Genomic DNA, 20,901 nt, shown 5'->3' on the forward strand with positions numbered 1-20,901 from the left:
GCCGTGGGGGAGCCTCAATTCGGGAGAGGACGGCGCCGGCATGGGCTGGGTAACCGACTGGAGTGCGCAGGCAGCCTGCCGCACTACCGATCCGGACGAGCTGTTCGTACAAGGGGCAGCGCAGAACAGGGCCAAGGCGGTGTGCACCGGATGTCCGGTGCGGACGGAGTGCCTGGCCGACGCGCTCGACAATCACGTCGAGTTCGGCGTGTGGGGTGGAATGACGGAGCGGGAGCGCCGCGCACTGCTGCGCCGCCGTCCCACCGTCACGTCCTGGCGGCGACTGCTGGAAACCGCGCGCAGTGAGTACGAGCGCTCGACCGGCATGCTGCCAGGAGTCATCGAGATGGACGACGACGACTTCGAGGAGACGTACGCCGCAGTGGGATAACTCTCGTGGTCCGCAGCCCTGTTGGGTTGATGGGTCGGCAGGGTGACCAGTCGTCGATGTCCCCGTACGGAGTCGCGCGAACGCGCCGTACGGGGGATGCCCCGGGCGAACCGGGGCCGTGCCACGCTCGGGCGTGCCCACTCTCCGCTCCCGTGTCATGGCCGGGCTCCCGTGAGGGCCGGCCGGTGCCGGTGAGGCGTATGCCCCCGCGCGGGGGCTTCGGCCGCGCGTACGTGCCTGCCGCCCGCCGCGTTTCCGCAGCCCGGCGGGGCCCTGCTCGCGTGACTGCTCGGACCTTGCGAGACGGACCGTGCGAGACGGACCGTGCGAGACGGACCGTGCGAGACGGACCGTGCGAGACGGACCGTGCGAGACGGACCGTGCGAGACGGACCGTGCGATGGGGGCCGCACGATACGGACGCGCGTTACGGACGCGCGATCAGGTGGCAGCCCGGGTTCACAGGTGGCAGCCCGGGCTTCTCAGATGGTCCCGGGCTGTCGGACGGTTCCGGCGGGGCCATGGCCGGCGGCACCGGCCGCGAGACGGTCGCCCACGGTCCGCAGGCCCGCCAGATCATGCACGTCGCCCGGCAGCGCGGCCACCTCGGTCACCAGCACCTCCGGGTGGGCGGAGGTGAAGTGCTCACGGGTGAGCCGCTCGCGGGCCACGACCTGCATGCGTTCGGCGTGCAGGCGCAGCAATCCCTCGGTGAGTTCCTCGATCGCTACGGCGGGGGCCGTCGGAGCGCCGTCCGTGCCGACGGGTGTGGGGGACTCGGCCGCTTCGGGGGATGCCTCGGGAGAGGGGGCTGCCACCGGGTCACCAGGATCATTCTTCCCGGCCGCCTGATCCACCATGCCCGCCGCCTCAAGATTTTCGGCGGCCGCGAGCGCCTGCTCTGCGGTCAGGCGCGCGGCCTCGCTGCCGTGCGCCCGGTTCAGCACCAGCCCCGCCAGCGGCATGCGTTCGGCGGCGAGCCGCTCCACGAAGTACGCCGCCTCGCGCAGCGCGTCCCGCTCCGGTGTCGCGACGACCAGGAACGCGGTCCCGGGGGCTTGGAGCAGTTGGTACGTGGCGTCCGCGCGCGTCCTGAAGCCGCCGAACATCGAGTCCATCGCGGCCACGAAGGTCTGGACGTCCCGGAGGAACTGGCCGCCCAGCAGCTTGCCGAGCGTACCCGTCATCATCGACATGCCCACGTTGAGGAACTTCATCCCCGCCCGGCCGCCCATCTTCGCGGGTGCCATCAGCAGCCGGATGAACTTGCCGTCCAGGAACGACCCGAGCCGCTTCGGCGCGTCCAGGAAGTCCAGCGCGGAGCGCGAGGGCGGGGTGTCGACGATGATCAGGTCCCACTCGTCGCGAGCCCTCAGCTGCCCGAGCTTCTCCATCGCCATGTACTCCTGCGTGCCCGCGAAGCCTGCCGACAGGGACTGGTAGAAGGGGTTCTCCAGGATGGCGCGGGCCCGCTCGGCGTCCGCGTGCGCCTCGACCGTCTCGTCGAAGGTCCGCTTCATGTCGAGCATCATGGCGTGCAGTTCGCCCTCGCCCGCGATGTCCTCGACCCGGCGCGGCACGTTGTCGAGCCGGTCGATGCCCATGGACTGGGCGAGCCGCCGCGCGGGGTCGATGGTGAGGACGACCACCTTGCGGCCGCGCTCCGCCGCCCGTACCCCGAGCGCCGCGGCGGTGGTCGTCTTGCCGACGCCGCCGGACCCGCAGCACACCACGATCCGGATGCCGGGGTCGTCGAGCAGTGCGTCGGTGTCGAGGCTCGGCGCGCGCACGGGCCCCGCCGCATCTCCCGCTCCCGTGCTGTCCACCTGCTCCGTACCGTCCACCGCTCCCGTGCCGTCCACCTGCTCCGTACCGTTTACCGCTCCCGTGCTGCCCGCCTGCCCCGAACCGTCCACCGTTTCGGCGTCGCCCCTGCCCCTCGGGTCGGGTGCGGCGCCGGGCGCCCGCGTCATGACGCCCCCTCTTCCCCTGCGCCCTGTTTGCGGAGCTCCCCGGCCAGGACGTGCAGCGCGGCGAGGTCGATTCCCTCGCCCATCAGCGGCAGCTCGTCCGTGGGCAGCCCGAGCCCGGCCAGTACGGCCCGCTGCTCGCGTTCCAGGCCGACCCGCTGCGCGTGCTCGGCCGCCTGCGCGATCAGCGGGCGGACCAAGGCCGCCGAACCGGTGACACCGGCCCGGGTCAACGTCTTCGCGATCTCCTTGCGGCGTGCGCCCGAGGCCGTGCGCAGCGCTTCCTCGTCCAGCAGGTGGGGGCGGACCATGTTGACGATCACCCGGCCCACCGGGAGCTGTGCGCCGCGCAGTTCCTCGATGCCGTCCGCGGTCTCCTGCACCGGCATCTCCTCCAGCAGGGTCACCAGATGGACCGCGGTGTCGGGGGACTTGAGGACCCGCATCACGGACTGCGCCTGGTTGTGTATGGGGCCGATCCGGGCCAGCCCGGCCACCTCGTCGTTGACGTTGAGGAAGCGGGTGATCCGGCCGGTGGGCGGTGCGTCCATGATCACGTGGTCGTAGACAAAACGACCCTGCTTGTCCTTCCGGCGCACGGCTTCGCATGCCTTGCCGGTCAGCAGGACGTCCCGGACACCGGGCGCGATGGTGGTGGCGAAGTCGATCGCGCCGAGCTTCTTGAGCGCCCGGCCCGCGCTGCCGAGCTTGTAGAACATCTGGAGGTAGTCGAGGAGCGCCTGCTCGGCGTCGATGGCCAGCGCGAACACCTCGCCGCCCCCCGGCACGTCCGCGATCCTGCGCTCCTCGTAGGGAGTGGGGCTCGCGCCGAAGAGTTCGGCGATGCCACCGCGTCCCTCCACCTCTACGAGGAGGGTGCGCCGGCCCTCGGCCGCGAGGGCGAGCGCGAGGGCGGCGGCCACCGTGGTCTTACCGGTGCCGCCCTTGCCGCTGACGACCTGGAACCTGCTCACGCTTCGAGCCTAACCAGTAGCCGGGCAGCCTACGCACGGGAGCGCCCGTGCCAGGCATTACAGTCGGGCCATGACCAAGTGGGAATATGTGACCGTGCCGCTCCTCGTGCATGCGACCAAGCAGATTCTGGACACCTGGGGCGAGGACGGCTGGGAGCTGGTCCAGGTCGTGCCCGGGCCGAACAACCCCGAGCAGCTCGTGGCCTACCTGAAGCGGGAGAAGGCGTAGTGGCCGGCGCCGTCGAGGCGAGGATCGCCGAGCTCGGTCTCGTCCTGCCGGACGTCGTGCCGCCGCTGGCCGCGTACCAGCCGGCCGTGCAGTCCGGCGTGTACGTGTACACCTCGGGCCAGCTGCCGATGGTCGAGGGCCGGCTCGGTGTGACCGGCAAGGTCGGCGGCGAGGTGACGGCCGAGGAGGCCAAGGACCTCGCCCGGGTGTGTGCGCTCAACGCTCTCGCGGCCGTGAAGTCGGTCGTCGGTGACCTGGACCGGATCGCCCGGGTCGTCAAGGTCGTCGGGTTCGTCGCCTCCGCCCCCGACTTCACCGGACAGCCCGGGGTGATCAACGGCGCCAGCGAGCTGCTGGGCGAGGTGCTCGGCGACAAGGGCGTGCACGCCCGCAGTGCCGTCGGCGTCGCGGTACTGCCGCTGGACGCTCCGGTCGAGGTCGAGATTCAGGTCGAGCTGGTCTCCGCCTGACCGCAGGATCTCGCACGACCTCACGTCTCCGTCCCGTCCGGTCCTTCGGGGCCGGGCGGGATTTTTTCTGCCCGCCGCTGCGGGAGCGGTCGTGGGGAACGCGTGTTCCCCTCTCGAACAAATCGGCCGATCCGGATAGCCTCCGGCCATGTCCCAAGGTCAGTGGTACCCACCGGAATGGCCCGACCGGATCCGGGCCCTCGCCACGGGCGAGCTCACGGCCGTGACCCCCCGGCGCGCCGCCACCGTGATGCTCCTGCGGGACTCCGGTGGCCGGCCGGTCGTCCACATGCTCCGGCGCCGCACCACCATGGCCTTCGCCGGCGGCGCGTACGCCTATCCCGGTGGCGGGGTCGACCCGCGTGACGACGACCACCTGGTCGGCTGGGCCGGCCCGTCCCTGGAGAGCTGGGCCGCACGACTCGGCGTCCCGAGCGCGGCGGAGGCCCAGGCCATCGTGTGCGCAGCGGTCCGGGAGACCTTCGAGGAAGCCGGCGTACTGCTCGCGGGCCCCACCACCGACACCGTCGTCGGCGACACCACCGGCGCCGACTGGGAGGCGGACCGCGCGGCGCTCGTCGCCCGGGAGATCTCCTTCGCCGGCTTCCTGGAGCGGCGCCGGCTCGTCCTGCGCTCCGACCTGCTGGGCGCCTGGGCCCGGTGGATCACCCCCGAGTTCGAGACCCGGCGCTACGACACCTGGTTCTTCGTCGCGGCGCTCCCGGAGGGGCAGCGCACCCGGAACGCCTCGACCGAGGCCGACCGCACGGTCTGGATCACCCCCGCCGACGCCACGGCGGGCCACGCGCGGGGCGAGCTGCAGATGATGCCGCCCACCGTGACCACCTTGCGCTCGCTCCTGCCCTACCGGACGGCCGAGGAGGCGCTGAAGGCGGCCGAGACCCAGGATCTCGCCCCCGTGCTCGCGCGGGCCAGACTGGAGGGCGACGAACTGGTGCTGATCTGGCCGGGACACGACGAATTCACCACCCTGGTCCCGCCCGCGGGCCCGAAGCCGGAGGAACAGAATGAGTGACGCCGCGCTACTGCCCGGACAGCCCCGCGGGCAGGTCGTCTCCGGACCCGCCACGGCCCGCGCGGTCAATGTCCTGGCCCCCAACGCCTCCGCGATGACCCTGGACGGCACCAACACCTGGATCCTGGCCGAACCGGACTCGGACCTCGCGGTCGTCGTGGACCCGGGACCGCTGGACGACACCCACCTGAGAGCCGTCGTCGACACCGCCGCCCGGGCAGGCCGGCGCATCGCGCTCACCCTCCTCACACACGGCCACCCGGACCACGCCGAAGGCGCCGCCCGTCTCGCCGCGATGACGCGCACGAAGGTACGCGCGCTCGACCCGGCGATGCGGCTCGGCGAAGAGGGACTGGCGGCCGGGGACGTCATCACCACCGGGGGACTCGAACTCCGGGTCGTCCCCACGCCCGGCCACACCGCCGACTCGCTCTCGTTCCACCTGCCCGCGGACGGCGCGGTGCTCACCGGCGACACCATCCTCGGCCGGGGCACGACCGTCGTCGCGCACCCGGACGGGCGCCTCGGTGACTACCTCGACACTCTGCGGCGGCTGCGCTCGCTGGCCACGGACGACGGGGTCCACACGGTCCTGCCGGGCCACGGGCCGGTACTGGAGGACGCGCAGGGGGCGGTGGAGTTCTACCTCGCGCACCGCGCCCACCGGCTGGCCCAGGTGGAGACGGCGGTCGAGTCGGGGCTGCTCACGCCGTCCGAGGTGGTGGCCCGGGTCTACGCGGACGTCGACCGTTCCCTGTGGCCGGCCGCCGAGCTGTCCGTGCGGGCGCAGCTGGAGTACCTGGGCGAGCACGGCCTGATCTGAGCCGGGCCGGCGGTACGCCCCGTCCTGGTGGCCCGGCGGGGTACGTCCCGTCCGGCACTGATGGATCAGAGGTCCCCGGGAAAAGCCGAGTGGCCCTGCCGTGACGGCAGGGCCTCTTCGTGCGGCGGTGGCGGTGCGACCGTGGCAGTACGGGGGCGCACCGCCCGCGCCGTACGGCTCCCGGTGGCGGACCGGGCCGCTGGAGCAGCCCGCGGGGTCAGCGCGAGCGCTTCGCCAGACGCTCGACGTCGAGCAGGATCACGGCACGGGCCTCCAGACGGAGCCAGCCGCGGCCCGCGAAGTCCGCGAGCGCCTTGTTGACCGTCTCGCGGGAGGCGCCGACGAGTTGGGCCAGCTCCTCCTGGGTGAGGTCGTGGACGACGTGGATGCCTTCCTCGGACTGGACGCCGAAGCGGCGTGACAGGTCCAGAAGGGCGCGGGCGACTCGGCCCGGCACGTCGGAAAAGACCAGGTCGGACATCTGGTCGTTGGTCTTGCGCAGACGGCGGGCGACGGCGCGCAGCAACGCGGTGGCAACCTCGGGACGGGCGTTCAGCCAGGGCTGCAGATCGCCGTGGCCGAGACCGAGCAGCTTGACCTCGGTGAGCGCCGTGGCCGTGGCGGTACGCGGACCCGGGTCGAACAGCGACAGCTCACCGATCAGCTCTCCCGGGCCCAGGACGGCGAGCATGTTCTCGCGCCCGTCGGGGGAGGTGCGGTGGAGCTTCACCTTGCCGTCGGTGACCACGTAGAGGCGGTCACCGGGGTCACCCTCGTGGAAGAGCGCGTCTCCGCGCGCGAGGGTCACCTCACTCATCGAGGCGCGGAGTTCCGCGGCCTGCTCGTCATCGAGCGCCGCGAAAAGCGGGGCGCGTCGTAGAACGTCGTCCACGAGATCTCTCCTTGTCGGCCTGTTCAGGGAACCGTGGTCCCCATCATGCCGGACGGTAAAACAGTGCGATCAATCACAAACCAGTTTGACGCACGAGCGGTCCGGATCGTACGGCAGGGGGCCGATCGGGGGTGGAAACCCGCTGACAGGGGCGAATCCGAGGGGTGGGCCATAGGCTGACCGGGTGTCCGGAAAGCTGCTGGGAGCGAAGGCCGAGGGGGCCGCCGAGGTGTCGGAGAAGCGAGATTCAGCCGTGGGCGAACATGGCTCGGGGGTGCCGCAGAGAGCCCGTACGACCGGGCCGAAATCCGCTGGGCGCTCGAAGTCGGCCGCGCCTGAGCCCGCCGACTCGAAGCCCGCCGGGTCGAAGTCGGCAGGGTCGAAGCCCGCCGGGTCGAAGTCGGCAGGGTCGAAGCCCGCCGGGTTGAAGCCCGCCGGGTCGAAGTCGGCAGGGTCGAAACCAGCCGGATCGAAGTCCGCCGCGGCGAAATCCGTACAGGCGAAGCCCGTCAAGCCCGAGTCGCATCTGGCGATGGTCCGCCGCGCCCGGCGGATCAACCGTGAGCTGGCCGAGGTCTACCCGTACGCCCATCCCGAACTGGACTTCCGCAACCCCTTCGAGTTGCTCGTCGCCACCGTGCTCTCCGCGCAGACCACCGACCTGAGGGTCAACCAGACCACCCCGGCGCTCTTCGCCGCCTACCCGACGCCCGAGGACATGGCGGCCGCCGTCCCGGAGGAGATGGAGGAGCTGATCCGGCCGACCGGGTTCTTCCGGGCGAAGACCAAGTCACTCCTCGGCCTCTCGGCGGCGATCCGGGACAACTTCGGCGGCGAGGTGCCCGGTCGGCTCGACGACCTCGTGACCCTGCCCGGCGTCGGCCGCAAGACGGCCAACGTGGTCCTCGGCAACGCCTTCGGGGTCCCCGGCATCACCGTCGACACCCACTTCGGCCGACTGGTACGCCGGTGGAAGTGGACCGACGAGGAGGACCCGGTCAAGGTCGAGGCGGTGGTCGCCGAGATCTTCCCGAAGAGCGAGTGGACGATGCTCTCGCACCGCGTCGTCTTCCACGGCCGCCGGATCTGCCACTCCCGCAAGCCCGCGTGCGGCGCGTGTCCGATCGCGCCGCTCTGCCCCTCGTACGGCGAGGGGGAGACGGATCCGGAGAAGGCCAGGAAGCTGCTGAAGTACGAGAAGGGTGGGTATCCGGGACAGCGGCTGAGCCCGCCCGCCGACTATCCGGGTGACCCCGCGCCGGGCCTCGGCGGGCGGGAGGCGGCGGCGCAGGAGGCCGCCCTGGCGTCCGCGCGGGAGGACGCGGCCGGGGAAACGGCGGGCAAGGCCGCGCGGGGGTCGAAGACCGCGCCGGGTGCGGGAGCCGAATGAGGGAGAACCCGCCCCGCGCCTTCCGATCGGCAGCCCACGTGCCCGGGGCGGCCGTCGGCGCGGAAACATCCCGCTCGTCCCCCGTACGGATGAGGCCGGAACGAATTGGCAGATGACAGGCGTTGTGAGAAATCGGGGGTGCCCATGACCTACACACCGAGCACGACGCGGCCGACGAGTGCCGCACAGACGGACGGCGGGACGCACCGGCCGGGCGAGCGACCTGCCCCCGGCGACATCGCCGTCACCACCCGGGGCTTGCCGTCCTGGCTCGAGCCGGTCGCCGAGGCCGCGCGTGATGTCCGGCCGCAGCAGCTGAGCCGCTTCCTGCCGCCGGAGAGCGGTGCCGGGCGCCAGTCGGCCGTGCTCATCCTCTTCGGCCAAGGCGAACGCGGACCGGAGCTCCTGCTGATGGAGCGCGCCGGAACCCTCCGCTCGCACGCCGGGCAGACCGCCTTCCCGGGCGGCGCGCTGGACCCCGAGGACGGCGATCCGGCGACCACCGGCCCGCTCGGGGCGGCGCTGCGGGAGGCCGAGGAGGAGACCGGTCTCGACCCGCGCGGCGTCCAGATCTTCAGCGTGCTTCCCCGGCTCTACATCCCGGTCAGCGGCTTCGTGGTGACCCCGGTGCTCGGCTGGTGGCGGGTGCCGAGCCCCGTCCGTGCGGTCGACGCCGCCGAGACCGCCCGGGTCTTCACCGTCCCCGTGGCCGATCTCACGGACCCCGCCAACCGGGTGATCACCAAGCACCCCAGCGGCTTCATGGGCCCTGCGTTCCTCGTGGAGGACGTCCTGGTCTGGGGGTTCACCGCAGGTCTGATCGACCGGATTCTCCACTTCGCGGGCTGGGAACGCCCCTGGGACAGGACCAGGCAGGTGCCGCTCGACTGGCACGCATGACAGGCTGGCCCCCCTGCTGGGCCGTTCCGGGCCCCCGGACCCCGTCACCCGACGGGCCAGGTGACGAATCTGCGAGGCTATAGACGGTGAACGTGCTGGACATCCTGCTGCTCGTCGGCGCCGTGTGGTTCGCAGTCATCGGCTACCGCCAGGGTTTCGTGGTCGGCATCCTGTCCGTGATCGGCTTCCTGGGGGGAGGCCTGGCCGCGGTGTACCTCCTGCCGGTCCTCTGGGACCGGGTCACGGCCGGCTCCGAGGTCTCCTCCACGGCGGCCGTGGTGGCGGTCGTGATTGTGATCGTGTGCGCGTCGGTCGGCCAGGCGTTCACCACCCACCTCGGCAACAAGCTCCGGGGGCACATCACCTGGTCGCCCGCGCGCGCCGTCGACGCCACCGGCGGCGCGCTGGTCAACGTGTTCGCGATGTTGCTGGTCGCCTGGCTGATCGGTTCCGCGCTGGCCGGGACGTCCCTGCCCACTCTGGGCAAACAGGTCCGCAATTCCTCCGTCCTGCTCGGGGTCTCCCGCGTGATGCCCGAACAGACCTCGACCTGGTTCACCGACTTCTCGTCCGTCCTCGCCCAGAACGGCTTCCCGCAGGTCTTCAGCCCGTTCGCCCATGAACCGATCACCGAAGTCGAGCCCCCCGACCCGGCGCTGACGGGCAGTCCCGTGGTGGCCCGCGCGAAGAAGTCCGTCGTCAAGGTCGTCGGCATGGCCCCGAGCTGCGGGAAGGTCCTCGAAGGCACCGGCTTCGTCTTCGCTGACGGACGGGTCATGACCAACGCCCACGTGGTCGGCGGCGTCGACGAGCCCACCGTCCAGGTCGGCGGCGAAGGACGGGTGTACGACGCGAAGGTCGTCGTCTACGACTGGCAGCGCGACATCGCCGTCCTCGACGTCCCGGAACTCCGCGCCACCCCACTGAGCTTCAGCGGAGACGACGCCAAGACCCGTGACAGTGCCATCGTGGCCGGCTTCCCGGAGAACGGCGACTACGACGTCCGCAGCGCCCGCGTCCGCGGCCGTATCGAGGCCAGCGGCCTCGACATCTACCACCGGGGCACCGTCCACCGCGACGTGTACTCGCTCTACGCCCTCGTACGGCAGGGCAACTCCGGCGGCCCCCTGCTCACTCCGGACGGCCAGGTGTACGGAGTGGTGTTCGCCAAGTCCCGCGACGACGCCGACACCGGATACGTGCTGACCGCCGACGAGATCCGCCCGGACATCGACGCCGGCCGCACGGCCTTCCAGCAGGTGGACACCCAGGAGTGCGCCCTCTGAGGGGTGTCCGGCGGGTGCGTGTGCCCGCGCGGGCGGTGTCCTGCGCGGCGGTGTGCCGCGCGGGCCGTCTGCCCGCGCGGACGGCGATCAGGTGCGGGTAGGGGCAGCGTGCGCGCCGGGGGCGTCGCGGGTGACGGCTAAATGCGGGGATGGCGCAGCCGCGCCGACACCCAGCGGGCCCGCCGACGGAGGATGCGGGGAATGCCGAGCCGAGGGTCGTGTATGACCTGCACGGTATGCACCTGGCCCATGGGGCCGCCCCCCTCGTGAGTGCTCACCGCGCCAGTGGCGGTCGAGCGGCGGTTGCGTGCTGCGTCACCGAAGTCGTGCGTCCAGCCCATACCCCGACGTCTGCCCGTGACCCATGGTCGGTAACCGTGCGGAAGCAAGCCAATTGGCCTATGCGCGCGGCACGTGGCCGTTCGACGCACACCTGTACGCACGGGGTCAGCGATCGGGTTCGGGATCCTTGAGCCAGTTGATGAGTTCGGTCGAGAAGGCGGCCGGATCCTCCTCGTGCGGGAAGTGCCCGAGACCGTCGAAAAGTCGCCACCGGTAGGGCGCCTCGACGTACTCGCCGGACCCCGCCGAACTCCGGGTGCGCATCGCTGGATCGAGTGAACCGTGGAGATGCAGTGTGGGTACCCGGACCGGCCGCTTCATGCGCCGGTAGAACTGCACACCGTCCGGCCGGGCCAGCGACCGCACCATCCACCGGTACGGCTCCACCGAGCAGTGCGCCGTCGACGGGACGCACATCGCCCGGCGGTAGACGTCCAGCGTCGGCCCGTCCGGGAAGGCGGTGTCGTTCGGGCCCGCCCACTCCTCGATCAGCCGGCCCACCAGGGCGCCTTCGTCCGCGACGAGTTGGCGTTCCGGAATCCAGGGCCGCTGGAAACCCCATACGTACGAGCCGGCCCTGGTCTGGGCGGGGTCCGCGAGCATGGAGGAACGCCAGCGGCGCGGGTGCGGCATCGAGGACACCACGAGGCGCCGCACCAGCTTCGGCCGCATCACGGCCGCCGTCCACGCGAGGTAGCCGCCCATGTCGTGGCCGACGAGGGCCGCGTCGGGCTCGCCGAGCGACCGGATCACGCCGGTGACGTCGAGTGCCAGATTCGCCGGGTCGTAACCCCTGGGCGTGCGGTCGCTGCCCCCGACGCCGCGCAGGTCCATCGCGACGGCACGGAAGCCCGCCTCGGCGAGCGCGGGCAGCTGGTGGCGCCAGGTCCACCAGAACTGCGGGAAGCCGTGCAGCAGGAGCACGAGAGGGCCAGAGCCCATCTCCGCGATGTGGAACCGCGCTCCGTTGGCAGCCACGTCACGGTGCGTCCAGGGGCCGTCCAGCCGTACCGGACCGCCGGGCGTCGCCGGGCGACGACCACCGGCCGAGACGACGGGAACGGCGGGGGCGGCCGCCGCGGCCTCGGTCACCCCGGACGCCGCCCCGCCCGCCGCAGCATCCGGGGCGGCGGGCGGGGCCGGGGAGGACCCGGACGGCTCCGGCGCCGGACGCGCGGAGCCTGTCGTGCCGAATGCGCTGCTTTCGGGGACCGTCATGCCGAAGAGCGTGCCACAGCGGACGACTTGTCCTGGACAGGGCTCTTCTCGACGGCCTTGTCCGCGAGGGAGGAGCCGCCGATCGCGGTACGGGACGGGCCGGGCGCCACGACCGGGCGGGGGTGAGGCTTGACGCCCTGAAGGACGGCCGCGCTCTGCTTCGCGGACGCGATCGACTTCTCCGGGGGCTTGACCTTCTTGAACTTGGCCACGGCGAACAGCGCCAGCAGTACGCCCAGCAGGATGAAGGCGCCGCCGACGATCAGGAACGACCAGGCCAGGCCCAGTCCCAGGTTGTGGATGCCGTACGCCGCCGCGAAGCTCAGCGTCGGGATCGCGAACAGCAGCAGGACGCCCGCGATGATGCCGGCGGCGCTGCCCATGACGCCGCGCTTGACGTCCTGGCGTACCTCGGCCTTGGCCAGGGCGATTTCGTCGTGCACCAGTGCGGACATCTCGGCGGTCGCCGAGGCGACCAGCTGTCCCAGACTGCGGTCCGCGCTGCCCACGAAATTGCCGGGGTCGCTCATCCCTGACTCCCTCTCCTCTTCAACACATCCGGTGACAGATCATGCCGGACCGTCCGGCTTGTTGCGCGCTGCCCCCGCCCGTTCGGCGAGACGGCGGTGCTCGGCCGCCTTCCGTTCGTGGAGGGCGGCCATGCGCAGGTGGTACTCGGGATCGTCCTGCTCGTAGACATCAGGGACCCCTGAGGCGTCCTCGTCCCGCTCCTCCACCTCGTACAGCGCCCGGTGGACGCGTACCCGGAGTTTGAGCAGTACACCGGAGACTACGGTGGCGATGAGCGAACCGAGCAGAACGGACGCCTTGACTTCGTTGATCATTTCCTCATCACCCGCGAAGGCGAGTTCGCCGATGAGCAGCGAGACGGTGAAGCCGATGCCGGCCAGTGAGGCGACCGCGAAGACGTCCGACCAGGCCAGGTCCGGGTTGAGCTCGGCTCGGGTGAAGCGGGTGGCGAGCCGGGCGCCGCCGTAGATGCCGACGGTCTTGCCGACGACCAGGCCGAGGACGACACCGATCGTCTCGGGCCGGGTGAATACCTCGGCGAGCGCGTTGCCACGCAGGCTGACCCCGGCCGCGAAGAGTGCGAACAGCGGGACCGCGAGCCCGGCGGAGAGGGGGCGCACCAGATGCTCGATGTGCTCGCCGGGGGAACGCTCCTCGCCCTCGCGCCGGGTGCAGCGCAGCATCAGCCCCATGGCGACGCCCGCGATGGTGGCGTGGACGCCGCTGTTGTACATCAGCCCCCAGATGACGAGGGCCAGCGGTACGTACACCCACCAGCCGTGGACCTCGAAGCGGAGCAGGGTCCAGAAGAGGGCCAGCCCGAGCGCGGCACCGCCCAGGGCCAGGAAGTCGACCGAGTCGGTGAAGAACACCGCGATGATCAGGATCGCGAAGAGGTCGTCCACGACGGCCAGCGTCAGCAGGAACGCGCGGAGCGCCCCCGGCAACGAGGTGCCGAGCACGGCGAGTACGGCGAGCGCGAAGGCGATGTCGGTCGCGGTGGGCACGGCCCAGCCGCCCAGCTCGCCCCCGCCGAGGGCGTTGGTGAGTACGTAGACGAGCGCGGGGACCGCCATGCCGCACAGGGCTGCGACGACGGGCAGGGCGGCCGTTCTGGGGTCGCGGAGTTCCCCCGCCACCAGCTCACGCTTGAGCTCCGCGCCCGCGACGAAGAAGAAGACGGCGAGCAGTCCGTCGGCGGCCCAGTGCTGCACGGAGAGGTAGAGGCCGAGAGCCGTCGGGCCGAAGTGGTAGTCGCTGACGGCCGTGTAGGAAGAGCCGTGGACGTTGGCCCAGACGAGTGCCGCGACGGCCGCCACCAGCAGGACAACCCCACCGACCGTCTCCGTGCGGAGCGCGTCCGCGAGGTAGGTCCGCTCGGGCAGCGACAGACGGCCCAGCAGGGTCGGTCGGGAGGCTGTGGAGGCCGCTGAGGCCGCTGAGGCCGCTGAGGCCGCGGACGTCGCAGGGGAGGGGGCGGACGGGGCGGACGGGCGCGACGGGGCGGGTGCCGAGGAATCGGACGCCTGAGGGGCCTGACGGGCCTGAGAAGCCTGCGGGGCCTGAGAAGCCTGCGGGGCCTGTGGAGATGAGGACGACGGGTTCGATGACGGTGAGTCCGATGAGGGCGGGGTACGGCGGGACTCGGCCACGGGAAAGACCTCCGGAGTTCGGGGCGGCGACGGGACATGGCTGACGCACTCGCCGACCAGACTTCCCGGCACCCCTATGAAGATCTTCTCCGCTCTTGGGCGGATGCAGCCACTGTAGACCGCCCGTCCACACGCCGGAGGGGCATCCGGTGCGTGCCGGATGCCCCTCGGAGCCGTACAGCTGTTTCCCGGCCCCAGGCGGTGCCCTGAGCCGCGTGGACCAGGTGCCGCGTACTAGGGCCCCGCGTCCTCAGTCCTCGGAGGGGGACTTCGGGAACTCGGCCTGGATGAGGGACATCACCGACGGGTCGGTGAGGGTGGTGACGTCGCCCAGCTCACGGTTCTCGGCCTTGTCGCGCAGCAGGCGGCGCATGATCTTGCCCGAGCGGGTCTTGGGCAGCTCCGCCACCGGCAGCACCCGCTTCGGCTTGGCGATCGGGCCGAGGGTGGTGCCGACGTGGTTGCGCAGCTCGGCGAGCAGCTCGTCGGAGGAGGTCGCCGTCCCGCGCAGGATCACGAACGCGACGATCGCCTGACCGGTCGTCTCGTCGGCCGCGCCGACCACCGCCGCTTCCGCGACCGCCGGGTGCGACACGAGAGCCGACTCGACCTCGGTGGTCGAGATGTTGTGGCCGGAGACGAGCATGACGTCGTCCACCCGGCCGAGGAGCCAGATGTCGCCGTCGTCGTCCTTCTTGGCGCCGTCGCCCGCGAAGTACTTGCCCTCGAACCGGGACCAGTACGTGTCGATGAAGCGCTGGTCGTCGCCCCAGATGGTGCGGAGCATCGAGGGCCACGGCTCGGTCAGGACGAGATAGCCGCCCCCGCCGTCCGGTACCTCGTTGGCCTCGTCGTCGACGACGGTGGCCGAGATGCCGGGCAGGGCGCGCTGCGCCGAACCGGGCTTCGTCGCGGTGACGCCGGGCAGCGGCGAGATCATCATCGCGCCGGTCTCGGTCTGCCACCAGGTGTCCACGACCGGGCACTCGTCGGCACCGATGTGCTTGCGGTACCACATCCATGCCTCGGGGTTGATCGGCTCGCCGACCGAGCCGAGGACGCGCAGGCTGCTCAGGTCGAACTTGGCGGGGATGTCGTCCCCCCACTTCATGAACGTCCGGATCGCGGTCGGCGCGGTGTAGAGGATCGAGACGCCGTACTTCTGCACGATCTCCCAGAACCGGCCCTGGTGCGGAGTGTCCGGCGTGCCTTCGTACATGACCTGGGTCGCGCCGTTCGCCAGCGGTCCGTAGACGATGTACGAGTGGCCGGTGACCCAGCCGATGTCGGCGGTGCACCAGTAGACGTCGGTCTCGGGCTTGAGGTCGAAGACCGCGTGGTGGGTGTAGGCGGCCTGGGTGAGGTAGCCGCCGGAGGTGTGCAGGATGCCCTTCGGCTTACCCGTCGTCCCGGAGGTGTAGAGGATGAAGAGCGGCTGCTCCGCCTCGAACGCCTCGGGGGTGTGCTCGGCGGACTGGCGGCCGGTGATCTCGTGCCACCAGATGTCGCGGCCCTCGGTCCACGCGGTGTCCTGGCCGGTGCGGCGGACGACGAGGACGTGCTCGACGCTCTCGATACGGGCGACGGCGTCGTCCACCGCGGGCTTCAGCGCAGAGGGCTTGCCCCGGCGGTACCCGCCGTCCGAGGTGACGACGACCTTGGCGTCGGCGTCCCGGATGCGGGCGGCGATGGCGTCGGCGGAGAAGCCGCCGAAGACGACGGAGTGGGCGGCGCCGATGCGGGCGCAGGCCAGCATCGTGATCGCGGCCTCCGGGATCATCGGGAGGTAGACGGCGACCCGGTCGCCCTTGCCGACGCCCAGTTCGGTCAGCGCGTTGGCCGCCCGGGAGACCTCGTCCTTCAGTTCCGCGTAGGTGATCGCCCGGCTGTCGCCCGGCTCGCCCTCGAAGTGGATGGCGACCCGGTCGCCGTTGCCCGCCTCCACATGGCGGTCCACGCAGTTGTACGCGACGTTCAGTGTGCCGTCCGCGAACCACTTGGCGAACGGCGGATTGCTCCAGTCGAGCGTCTCGGTCGGCTCGGTGGCCCAGGTGAGGCGGCGGGCCTGCTCGGCCCAGAAGCCCAGCCGGTCCGCGGCTGCCTGTTCGTACGCCTCCGCCGTGACATTGGCGTTCGCGGCCAGCTCGGCCGGCGGCTCGAACCGGCGCTCTTCCCGCAGCAGGTTGGCCAGGCTTTCGTTGCTCACGACATCTCCCATTCCCAGGGTGACCGTTGTGTCCCGAGGCACAGCTCATCAGGCGAAAGGCCCAGTGACAAGTGTCTGCCGGGAATTGGTTTAGACCTGTTCCTCGTGTATGGAGGAGATCCGCCGACTCATTCCGCCGGCACGGCAGGTCGGTACGGGAGGTCGTACCGACTGCTGCCGCGCCCGCGGAGGAGCAGCTGAACCACAAGGTCTCACGGCCCGGAGGTGCCACCGGTTCAGACGAGGCTGTCAGAGTGTCAAAGGGGGGTGTCGGAGGGGGCGGAGGGAGTGTCGGAGGGGGCGGAGGGGGTGTCGGACGAGGGTGTCAGACGAGGCTGGGTCTGACCTCCTGGTGGCCGGAACCATCCGCCGGAAACGCTGCGGCCGGACGGGGCGCCACCCCGTCGGCATCATCGGCTTCCCCCGGATCGAGGCCGATACCGGGCGCCACCCGTTCGAAGACCTCGTCCGGGCCCGAGCCGGAACTGACACCCTCCGTCAACAGGTAGGCCTGCGCCTCGCCCACGTGGAAGTACATGCCGTGGAGCTGGAGGGTGCCGTCCGCCAGTCGGCGCGCCACCGACTCGTGCGCGCGGAGGTGGTCGAGCTGCTGGACGACATTGGTCAGGCAGAGCTGCTCCACCGCGTCGGTGGGCATCCGGCCGGAGATACGCGCCCATGAGTGTTCGCGGGAGGACATGCGATCCAGGCTCGGCAGCCCGTGCCGCAACCACCTCCACAGGGGCGTGGTCCTCGGCGTCCCCGGCTCGGCGCTGAGGAGTGCCTGCATGGCGCCGCAGCCGGAGTGCCCGCAGACGGTGATGGACTCGACCCGCAGGACGTCCACCGCGTACTCGATCGCCGCCGCCACCGAGTCGTCACCGCCGCCGTCCCCACCCGCCCCGGGTGGGGGCACGAGATTGCCCACGTTGCGCACTGTGAACAGATCACCCGGGCCGCTCGACGTGATCATGCTGGTGACGAGGCGGGAATCCGCGCAGGTGAGGAAGAGCTGGGAAGGCCGTTGGCCCTCCGCCGCGAGGCGGGCGAGCTCCTCGCGGACCAGCGGAGCCGTATTGAGCTGGAAGGAACTGATACCGCTCAACAGGCTGTGCGCGCCACCGCGCCGGGGCGTACCCGCGGACTGGGCGGCGTGCCCCGCCCCGTCGGTGGAGGGCGCCTCCGGAGCACCTCCGGGATGTCCCGGCCCCGCGTGGGGGCGTTCCGCCGCGGTGGTGGGCTGGTGGGGGCGGTCGTGGCAGTGGTGGTTGCGCCAGGGCGTCCACGGACGGCAGCAGGAGTGCGCCGCCGACGCGGGCTCCGCGATCCTCCCTCCCGACCTGCCGGTGAAGACGATGTGGCCGCCGTGCGCGACCTGAGTGGTGCGCCAGTCCTGAATGGCCTCGTAGGCCGCGTGATCCATGAAGAAGCCGTCCAGTTCGACGATGGCGTCGACGCCTTGGGGGAGTTGGTTGAGGACGCGGCTGAGCCTGGGCACCGCGAGGAAGGTCAACTGGCCGCGCACGGTGACCAGATAGCGGCCTTCGCTCTCGGTCACGGAGATACGGGTGCGGGCGAGCCGGTGCAGCGCCATTCCCACGGCGGCCGTGATGCCGATCGCGACGCCGGCCAGCACGCCGAACACGACGACGCCGGTGATCGTCGCCCCGTAGACCAGGACTTCGCGGTGCCGGTGGACGTTCTTGATGTGGGCGTAGTTCACCATCTGGATGCCGACGACCATGACGAGGGCGGCCAGCGCGGCGAGCGGAATCCATTCGAGCACGGAGACCAGGAACCCCGCCGCGAGCAGCACCCAGACGCCGTGCAGCACGGTCGCCGCGCGGCCGGTGGCTCCCGCGCGGACGTTCGCCGAACTGCGCACCGCGCCACCGGAGATGGGAAGTCCGCCGAGCAGCCCGGCCAACGCGTTGGTGATGCCCTGCGCCCGCAACTCGCGGTCCAGGTCGGAGCGGGCGACGTGCGGCAGCGGCACGTCCGGCTGACGCAGCGCGTGTTCGGCCGTGCGGTCCGCAGTCAGTTTGTCCACCGCCACGGCCGCCAGGAGCGACTCCAGGCTGCCGACCAGCATCACGGTGAACATGGCGGTGGCGAGGGCGAGTACCGGGCCCCGGGGCATCTCGGGCAGGGCGTGCGAACTCCACGAGGGCAGGTCCACCCGGCTGATGTGGGGCGCGGCGAGGGCTGCCACCGCCGTGGCCGCGGCGACCGACGCGAGCGCGGCGGGAATCTTGCGGAGCGCACGACCGGCGGCACCGGGAATCCGTGGCCAGAGCACCAGAAGGGCGATGGTCAGGGCTCCGATCAGCGGTGCGGCCGGACTGATCCGCGCCAGCTGTTCGGGAAGGGCCAGGGCGTTCTCCATCGCCGAACTCTGCGGGGAGCCACCGAGGACGATGTGCAGCTGGGCCAGCGCGATGGCCACCCCGATCCCGGCGAGAGTGCCGTGGACGATCGCGGGGCTGACCGCGAGAGCACCCCTCGCCGCTCTCAGTGAACCCAGCAGGATCTGGAGCAGGCCGGCTCCGATGGTGATGGCGCACGTCGTGCGCCAGCCGTAGACCTGGATCAACTCGGCGGTCACGACGGTCAGTCCGGCGGACGGCCCGCTGACCTGGAGCGGGGTGCCGCCGATGAGCCCGGCGACGATGCCGCCGATCGCGGCGGAGATGAGGCCGGCCTCCAGTGGGGCGTCCATGGCGACGGCGAGACCGAGCGACATGGGTACGGCGATGAGGAAGACCGTGATCGAGGCGGAGAGATCGCCCGCGGTGACGCGGAAGCGGAGGCGTCCAGGCGGGGGCGGCGGGCTGTGGGGCCGCTTCTCCCCAGTGGTGCGGGGAAGGCGGGAGGCGCGGTCATTTCGGTTGTTTCGGGTGGGTACGCAGGCAGGCATTTCCCGTCTCCTCCGGGGCAGCGCGGTCGCGGAACGTGGGGACGCGGCCGTGGGGTCACGGCGTGCAGCGGCGGGATGTCTCAACTCTAGGTAAATGAATCGTAATGCAGAGTAAAGAAGCGTGGTTCACATATCAGGCAAACAGTCGACAGATTCACCCAATCCAGCGAATAAGCATCTTTTCGTACGGCCTGTCGCTCGGAGGCATCCGGGCTGCGTGTGACCGTGGCCGCGCCGGTCGGCACATCCCACGCAAACGAGCCGCAAGGAAGAGGTGGGCGGATGATCACCGCCACGAAGAGAGTCGCCCTGGGGGTCACCACCGCAGCCGTGTTCGCCGCTCTGGCCGGATGTTCCGGCGTCGGAACCGGGACGTCCGGATCCGCCGTGGAGAAGGGGCACGGGGCCAAGGAGAAGCCCGACGGGCAGAACGCTCCCGCACCGGGCAACGCCGTGCAGTTGATCGGCGACGGCTCCACGGCGTTCACGGGTGCTCAGCCCGGCCTCCCGGTCGCCAGGCGCCTCGCGCCGGGGCAGAAGCCTCCGCAGTTCGTGGTGTTCTCCTGGGACGGCGCCGGTGAGGACAGCCAGAAGCTCTTCTCCCACTTCCGCGGCGTCGCGAAGAAGTACGGCGCGAAGATGACGTACTTCCTCAGCGGTGTCTATCTGCTGCCCGAGGAGAAGAAGGGCCTGTACGACCCGCCCCAGCACTCGCCCGGCCGCTCCGACATCGGCTTCAACGACGCGAAGGGCATCCACGACACCCTCAACGAGGTGCGGGCAGCCTGGAAGGAGGGCAACGAGATCGGCACCCACTTCAACGGCCACTTCTGCGGCCCGGACGGCGGCGTCGGCACCTGGTCCGTGGACGAGTGGAAGAGCGAGATCCGCCAGGCCAAGGCCTTCGTGAAGAACTGGAAGACGAACGCGCCGGGCCTCAAGTCGGAGGCTCCGCTGCCCTTCGACTACGACAAGGAACTCGTCGGCGGCCGTACCCCCTGCCTCGAAGGCCGGAAGAACATGGTCGCCGCGGCGCGGGACATGGGATTCCGCTACGACTCCAGCGGCATCGACAACCAGGTCTGGCCCGCGAAGAAGGACGGCGTCTGGGACCTCTCGCTCCAGCTCGTGCCCGTCCCCGGGCGCGACTTCGAGACGCTCTCGATGGACTACAACTTCATGTTCAACCAGTCCGGCGTCACCCAGGGGGATCCGGCGGAGCACGAGTACTGGGGCAACCAGATGCGGGACGGCCTGCTGGAGGCATTCGACCGCGCGTACGACGGGAACCGTGCGCCGCTGATCATCGGCAACCACTTCGAGTCCTGGAACGGCGGCACCTACATGCGCGCCGTGGAAGAGACGATCGCGTCCGTCTGCACCAAGACGGACGTGCGCTGTGTCTCCTTCCGCCAACTCGCCGACTGGCTGGACGCCCAGGATCCGGCGGTGCTGGCCAAGCTCGGGACGCTCGGAGTCGGCGAGGCGCCGAAGGGCGGCTGGCCGTCCTACCTCGCGGCTCCCACGGCCGCCGCCGGCGGCAGGCCGATGCGCCCCGCCGACAGAGGTGCCGACACAGGTGCCGGCAAGGGCGCCGACAAGGACGCGGCGAAGCGTGCGGACGGGAACGCGGCGAAGGACGCCCACGAGAAGTAACGTTTCTGCGGACTGCGGA

General features: G+C 71.1%; 19 protein-coding genes. 9 read left to right on the forward strand and 10 right to left on the reverse strand.

Features of this window, described 5'->3' with window-relative positions; all coding sequences use genetic code 11:
- Positions 1-40: 40 nt before the first annotated feature.
- Positions 41-391 (forward strand): WhiB family transcriptional regulator, encoded by a 351-nt coding sequence (locus ACFYPN_RS18095; RefSeq protein WP_358762963.1) that lies wholly within the window; start codon positions 41-43, stop codon positions 389-391.
- A 481-nt stretch (positions 392-872) separates the two neighbouring features.
- Here ACFYPN_RS18095 and ACFYPN_RS18100 read toward each other — a convergent pair whose 3' ends face one another.
- Positions 873-2,363 carry an ArsA family ATPase gene (locus ACFYPN_RS18100; protein WP_358762965.1) on the reverse strand — a complete coding sequence of 497 codons (1,491 nt, stop codon included), beginning with the start codon at positions 2,361-2,363 and terminating at the stop codon, positions 873-875.
- A complete protein-coding gene (locus ACFYPN_RS18105) occupies positions 2,360-3,334 on the reverse strand; it encodes an ArsA-related P-loop ATPase (RefSeq protein WP_358762967.1) in 975 nt (324 codons plus the stop codon). The genes ACFYPN_RS18100 and ACFYPN_RS18105 overlap by 4 nt, the downstream gene beginning before the upstream one ends.
- 70 nt (positions 3,335-3,404) lie before the next feature.
- On the opposite strand from ACFYPN_RS18105, the gene ACFYPN_RS18110 reads away from it, so the two are divergent.
- The 4 genes from ACFYPN_RS18110 (at position 3,405) to ACFYPN_RS18125 (ending at position 5,892) form a co-directional block, all read left to right on the forward strand.
- The gene (locus ACFYPN_RS18110) at positions 3,405-3,563 is read left to right on the forward strand and encodes a DUF4177 domain-containing protein (protein WP_358762969.1); all 159 of its coding nucleotides are present in this window, start codon (positions 3,405-3,407) and stop codon (positions 3,561-3,563) included.
- On the forward strand, positions 3,563-4,033 hold the full coding sequence (locus ACFYPN_RS18115) for a RidA family protein (protein ID WP_358762971.1): 471 nt from the start codon (positions 3,563-3,565) through the stop codon (positions 4,031-4,033). Before ACFYPN_RS18110 ends, ACFYPN_RS18115 begins: the two co-directional genes overlap by 1 nt.
- 148 nt (positions 4,034-4,181) lie before the next feature.
- Positions 4,182-5,069, forward strand: a complete 888-nt coding sequence (locus tag ACFYPN_RS18120) for an NUDIX hydrolase (RefSeq protein WP_358762973.1) — start codon at positions 4,182-4,184, stop codon at positions 5,067-5,069.
- Positions 5,062-5,892, forward strand: coding sequence for an MBL fold metallo-hydrolase (locus ACFYPN_RS18125; protein ID WP_358762975.1), 831 nt, complete (start codon positions 5,062-5,064; stop codon positions 5,890-5,892). The genes ACFYPN_RS18120 and ACFYPN_RS18125 overlap by 8 nt, the downstream gene beginning before the upstream one ends.
- 217 nt (positions 5,893-6,109) lie before the next feature.
- On the opposite strand, the gene ACFYPN_RS18130 is transcribed toward ACFYPN_RS18125, so the two are convergent.
- Positions 6,110-6,784 (reverse strand): Crp/Fnr family transcriptional regulator, encoded by a 675-nt coding sequence (locus ACFYPN_RS18130; protein ID WP_150489041.1) that lies wholly within the window; start codon positions 6,782-6,784, stop codon positions 6,110-6,112.
- 69 nt (positions 6,785-6,853) lie between these two features.
- Positions 6,854-7,297, reverse strand: a complete 444-nt coding sequence (locus ACFYPN_RS18135; protein ID WP_358763039.1) for a hypothetical protein — start codon at positions 7,295-7,297, stop codon at positions 6,854-6,856.
- Here ACFYPN_RS18135 and nth point away from each other — a divergent pair.
- The 3 genes from nth (at position 7,209) to ACFYPN_RS18150 (ending at position 10,360) form a co-directional block, all read left to right on the forward strand.
- Entirely contained in the window at positions 7,209-8,174 is a 966-nt protein-coding gene (gene nth / locus ACFYPN_RS18140; RefSeq protein WP_358762977.1) for an endonuclease III, read from the forward strand. The two genes, ACFYPN_RS18135 and nth, sit on opposite strands and share 89 nt — an antisense overlap.
- A 144-nt stretch (positions 8,175-8,318) precedes the next feature.
- Entirely contained in the window at positions 8,319-9,074 is a 756-nt protein-coding gene (locus ACFYPN_RS18145) for a CoA pyrophosphatase (protein WP_358762979.1), read from the forward strand.
- Between the two features lie 86 nt (positions 9,075-9,160).
- On the forward strand, positions 9,161-10,360 hold the full coding sequence (locus ACFYPN_RS18150) for a MarP family serine protease (protein ID WP_358762981.1): 1,200 nt from the start codon (positions 9,161-9,163) through the stop codon (positions 10,358-10,360).
- A 137-nt stretch (positions 10,361-10,497) separates the two neighbouring features.
- Here ACFYPN_RS18150 and ACFYPN_RS18155 read toward each other — a convergent pair whose 3' ends face one another.
- From ACFYPN_RS18155 to ACFYPN_RS18180, 6 genes are all read right to left on the reverse strand, one after another.
- Positions 10,498-10,701 (reverse strand): hypothetical protein, encoded by a 204-nt coding sequence (locus ACFYPN_RS18155; RefSeq protein ID WP_358762983.1) that lies wholly within the window; start codon positions 10,699-10,701, stop codon positions 10,498-10,500.
- Between the two features lie 106 nt (positions 10,702-10,807).
- The gene (locus tag ACFYPN_RS18160; RefSeq protein ID WP_358762985.1) at positions 10,808-11,920 is read right to left on the reverse strand and encodes an alpha/beta hydrolase; all 1,113 of its coding nucleotides are present in this window, start codon (positions 11,918-11,920) and stop codon (positions 10,808-10,810) included.
- Positions 11,917-12,450: a phage holin family protein gene (locus tag ACFYPN_RS18165; RefSeq protein WP_358762987.1), complete on the reverse strand. Its 534-nt coding sequence runs from the start codon at positions 12,448-12,450 to the stop codon at positions 11,917-11,919. The genes ACFYPN_RS18160 and ACFYPN_RS18165 overlap by 4 nt, the downstream gene beginning before the upstream one ends.
- Before the next feature lie 39 nt (positions 12,451-12,489).
- The gene (gene nhaA / locus ACFYPN_RS18170) at positions 12,490-13,854 is read right to left on the reverse strand and encodes a Na+/H+ antiporter NhaA (RefSeq protein WP_358763033.1); all 1,365 of its coding nucleotides are present in this window, start codon (positions 13,852-13,854) and stop codon (positions 12,490-12,492) included.
- A gap of 499 nt (positions 13,855-14,353) precedes the next feature.
- Positions 14,354-16,351 carry an acetate--CoA ligase gene (acs, locus tag ACFYPN_RS18175; protein ID WP_358762989.1) on the reverse strand — a complete coding sequence of 666 codons (1,998 nt, stop codon included), beginning with the start codon at positions 16,349-16,351 and terminating at the stop codon, positions 14,354-14,356.
- A gap of 283 nt (positions 16,352-16,634) precedes the next feature.
- Complete coding sequence (locus ACFYPN_RS18180; RefSeq protein WP_358762991.1) at positions 16,635-19,226, reverse strand: bifunctional SulP family inorganic anion transporter/carbonic anhydrase; 2,592 nt, start codon at positions 19,224-19,226, stop codon at positions 16,635-16,637.
- Positions 19,227-19,508: 282 nt separating this feature from the next.
- Here ACFYPN_RS18180 and ACFYPN_RS18185 point away from each other — a divergent pair, with 282 nt between their 5' ends.
- Positions 19,509-20,882 carry a hypothetical protein gene (locus ACFYPN_RS18185; RefSeq protein WP_389299254.1) on the forward strand — a complete coding sequence of 458 codons (1,374 nt, stop codon included), beginning with the start codon at positions 19,509-19,511 and terminating at the stop codon, positions 20,880-20,882.
- Positions 20,883-20,901: the final 19 nt, after the last annotated feature.

Source organism: Streptomyces sp. NPDC005576, from assembly GCF_042871745.1.
In the GTDB taxonomy this organism is placed as follows: domain Bacteria; phylum Actinomycetota; class Actinomycetes; order Streptomycetales; family Streptomycetaceae; genus Streptomyces.

Coding starts and splice junctions, on each gene's coding strand:
- ACFYPN_RS18120 (WP_358762973.1), top strand. CDS start 4,182: ATGTCCCAAGGTCAGTGGTACCCACCGGAATGGCCCGACCGGATCCGG.
- ACFYPN_RS18155 (WP_358762983.1), bottom strand. CDS start 10,701: ATGGGCTGGACGCACGACTTCGGTGACGCAGCACGCAACCGCCGCTCG.
- ACFYPN_RS18125 (WP_358762975.1), top strand. CDS start 5,062: ATGAGTGACGCCGCGCTACTGCCCGGACAGCCCCGCGGGCAGGTCGTC.
- ACFYPN_RS18165 (WP_358762987.1), bottom strand. CDS start 12,450: ATGAGCGACCCCGGCAATTTCGTGGGCAGCGCGGACCGCAGTCTGGGA.
- ACFYPN_RS18185 (WP_389299254.1), top strand. CDS start 19,509: ATGATCACCGCCACGAAGAGAGTCGCCCTGGGGGTCACCACCGCAGCC.
- ACFYPN_RS18095 (WP_358762963.1), top strand. CDS start 41: ATGGGCTGGGTAACCGACTGGAGTGCGCAGGCAGCCTGCCGCACTACC.
- ACFYPN_RS18160 (WP_358762985.1), bottom strand. CDS start 11,920: ATGACGGTCCCCGAAAGCAGCGCATTCGGCACGACAGGCTCCGCGCGT.
- ACFYPN_RS18100 (WP_358762965.1), bottom strand. CDS start 2,363: ATGACGCGGGCGCCCGGCGCCGCACCCGACCCGAGGGGCAGGGGCGAC.
- ACFYPN_RS18180 (WP_358762991.1), bottom strand. CDS start 19,226: ATGCCTGCCTGCGTACCCACCCGAAACAACCGAAATGACCGCGCCTCC.
- ACFYPN_RS18145 (WP_358762979.1), top strand. CDS start 8,319: ATGACCTACACACCGAGCACGACGCGGCCGACGAGTGCCGCACAGACG.
- ACFYPN_RS18110 (WP_358762969.1), top strand. CDS start 3,405: ATGACCAAGTGGGAATATGTGACCGTGCCGCTCCTCGTGCATGCGACC.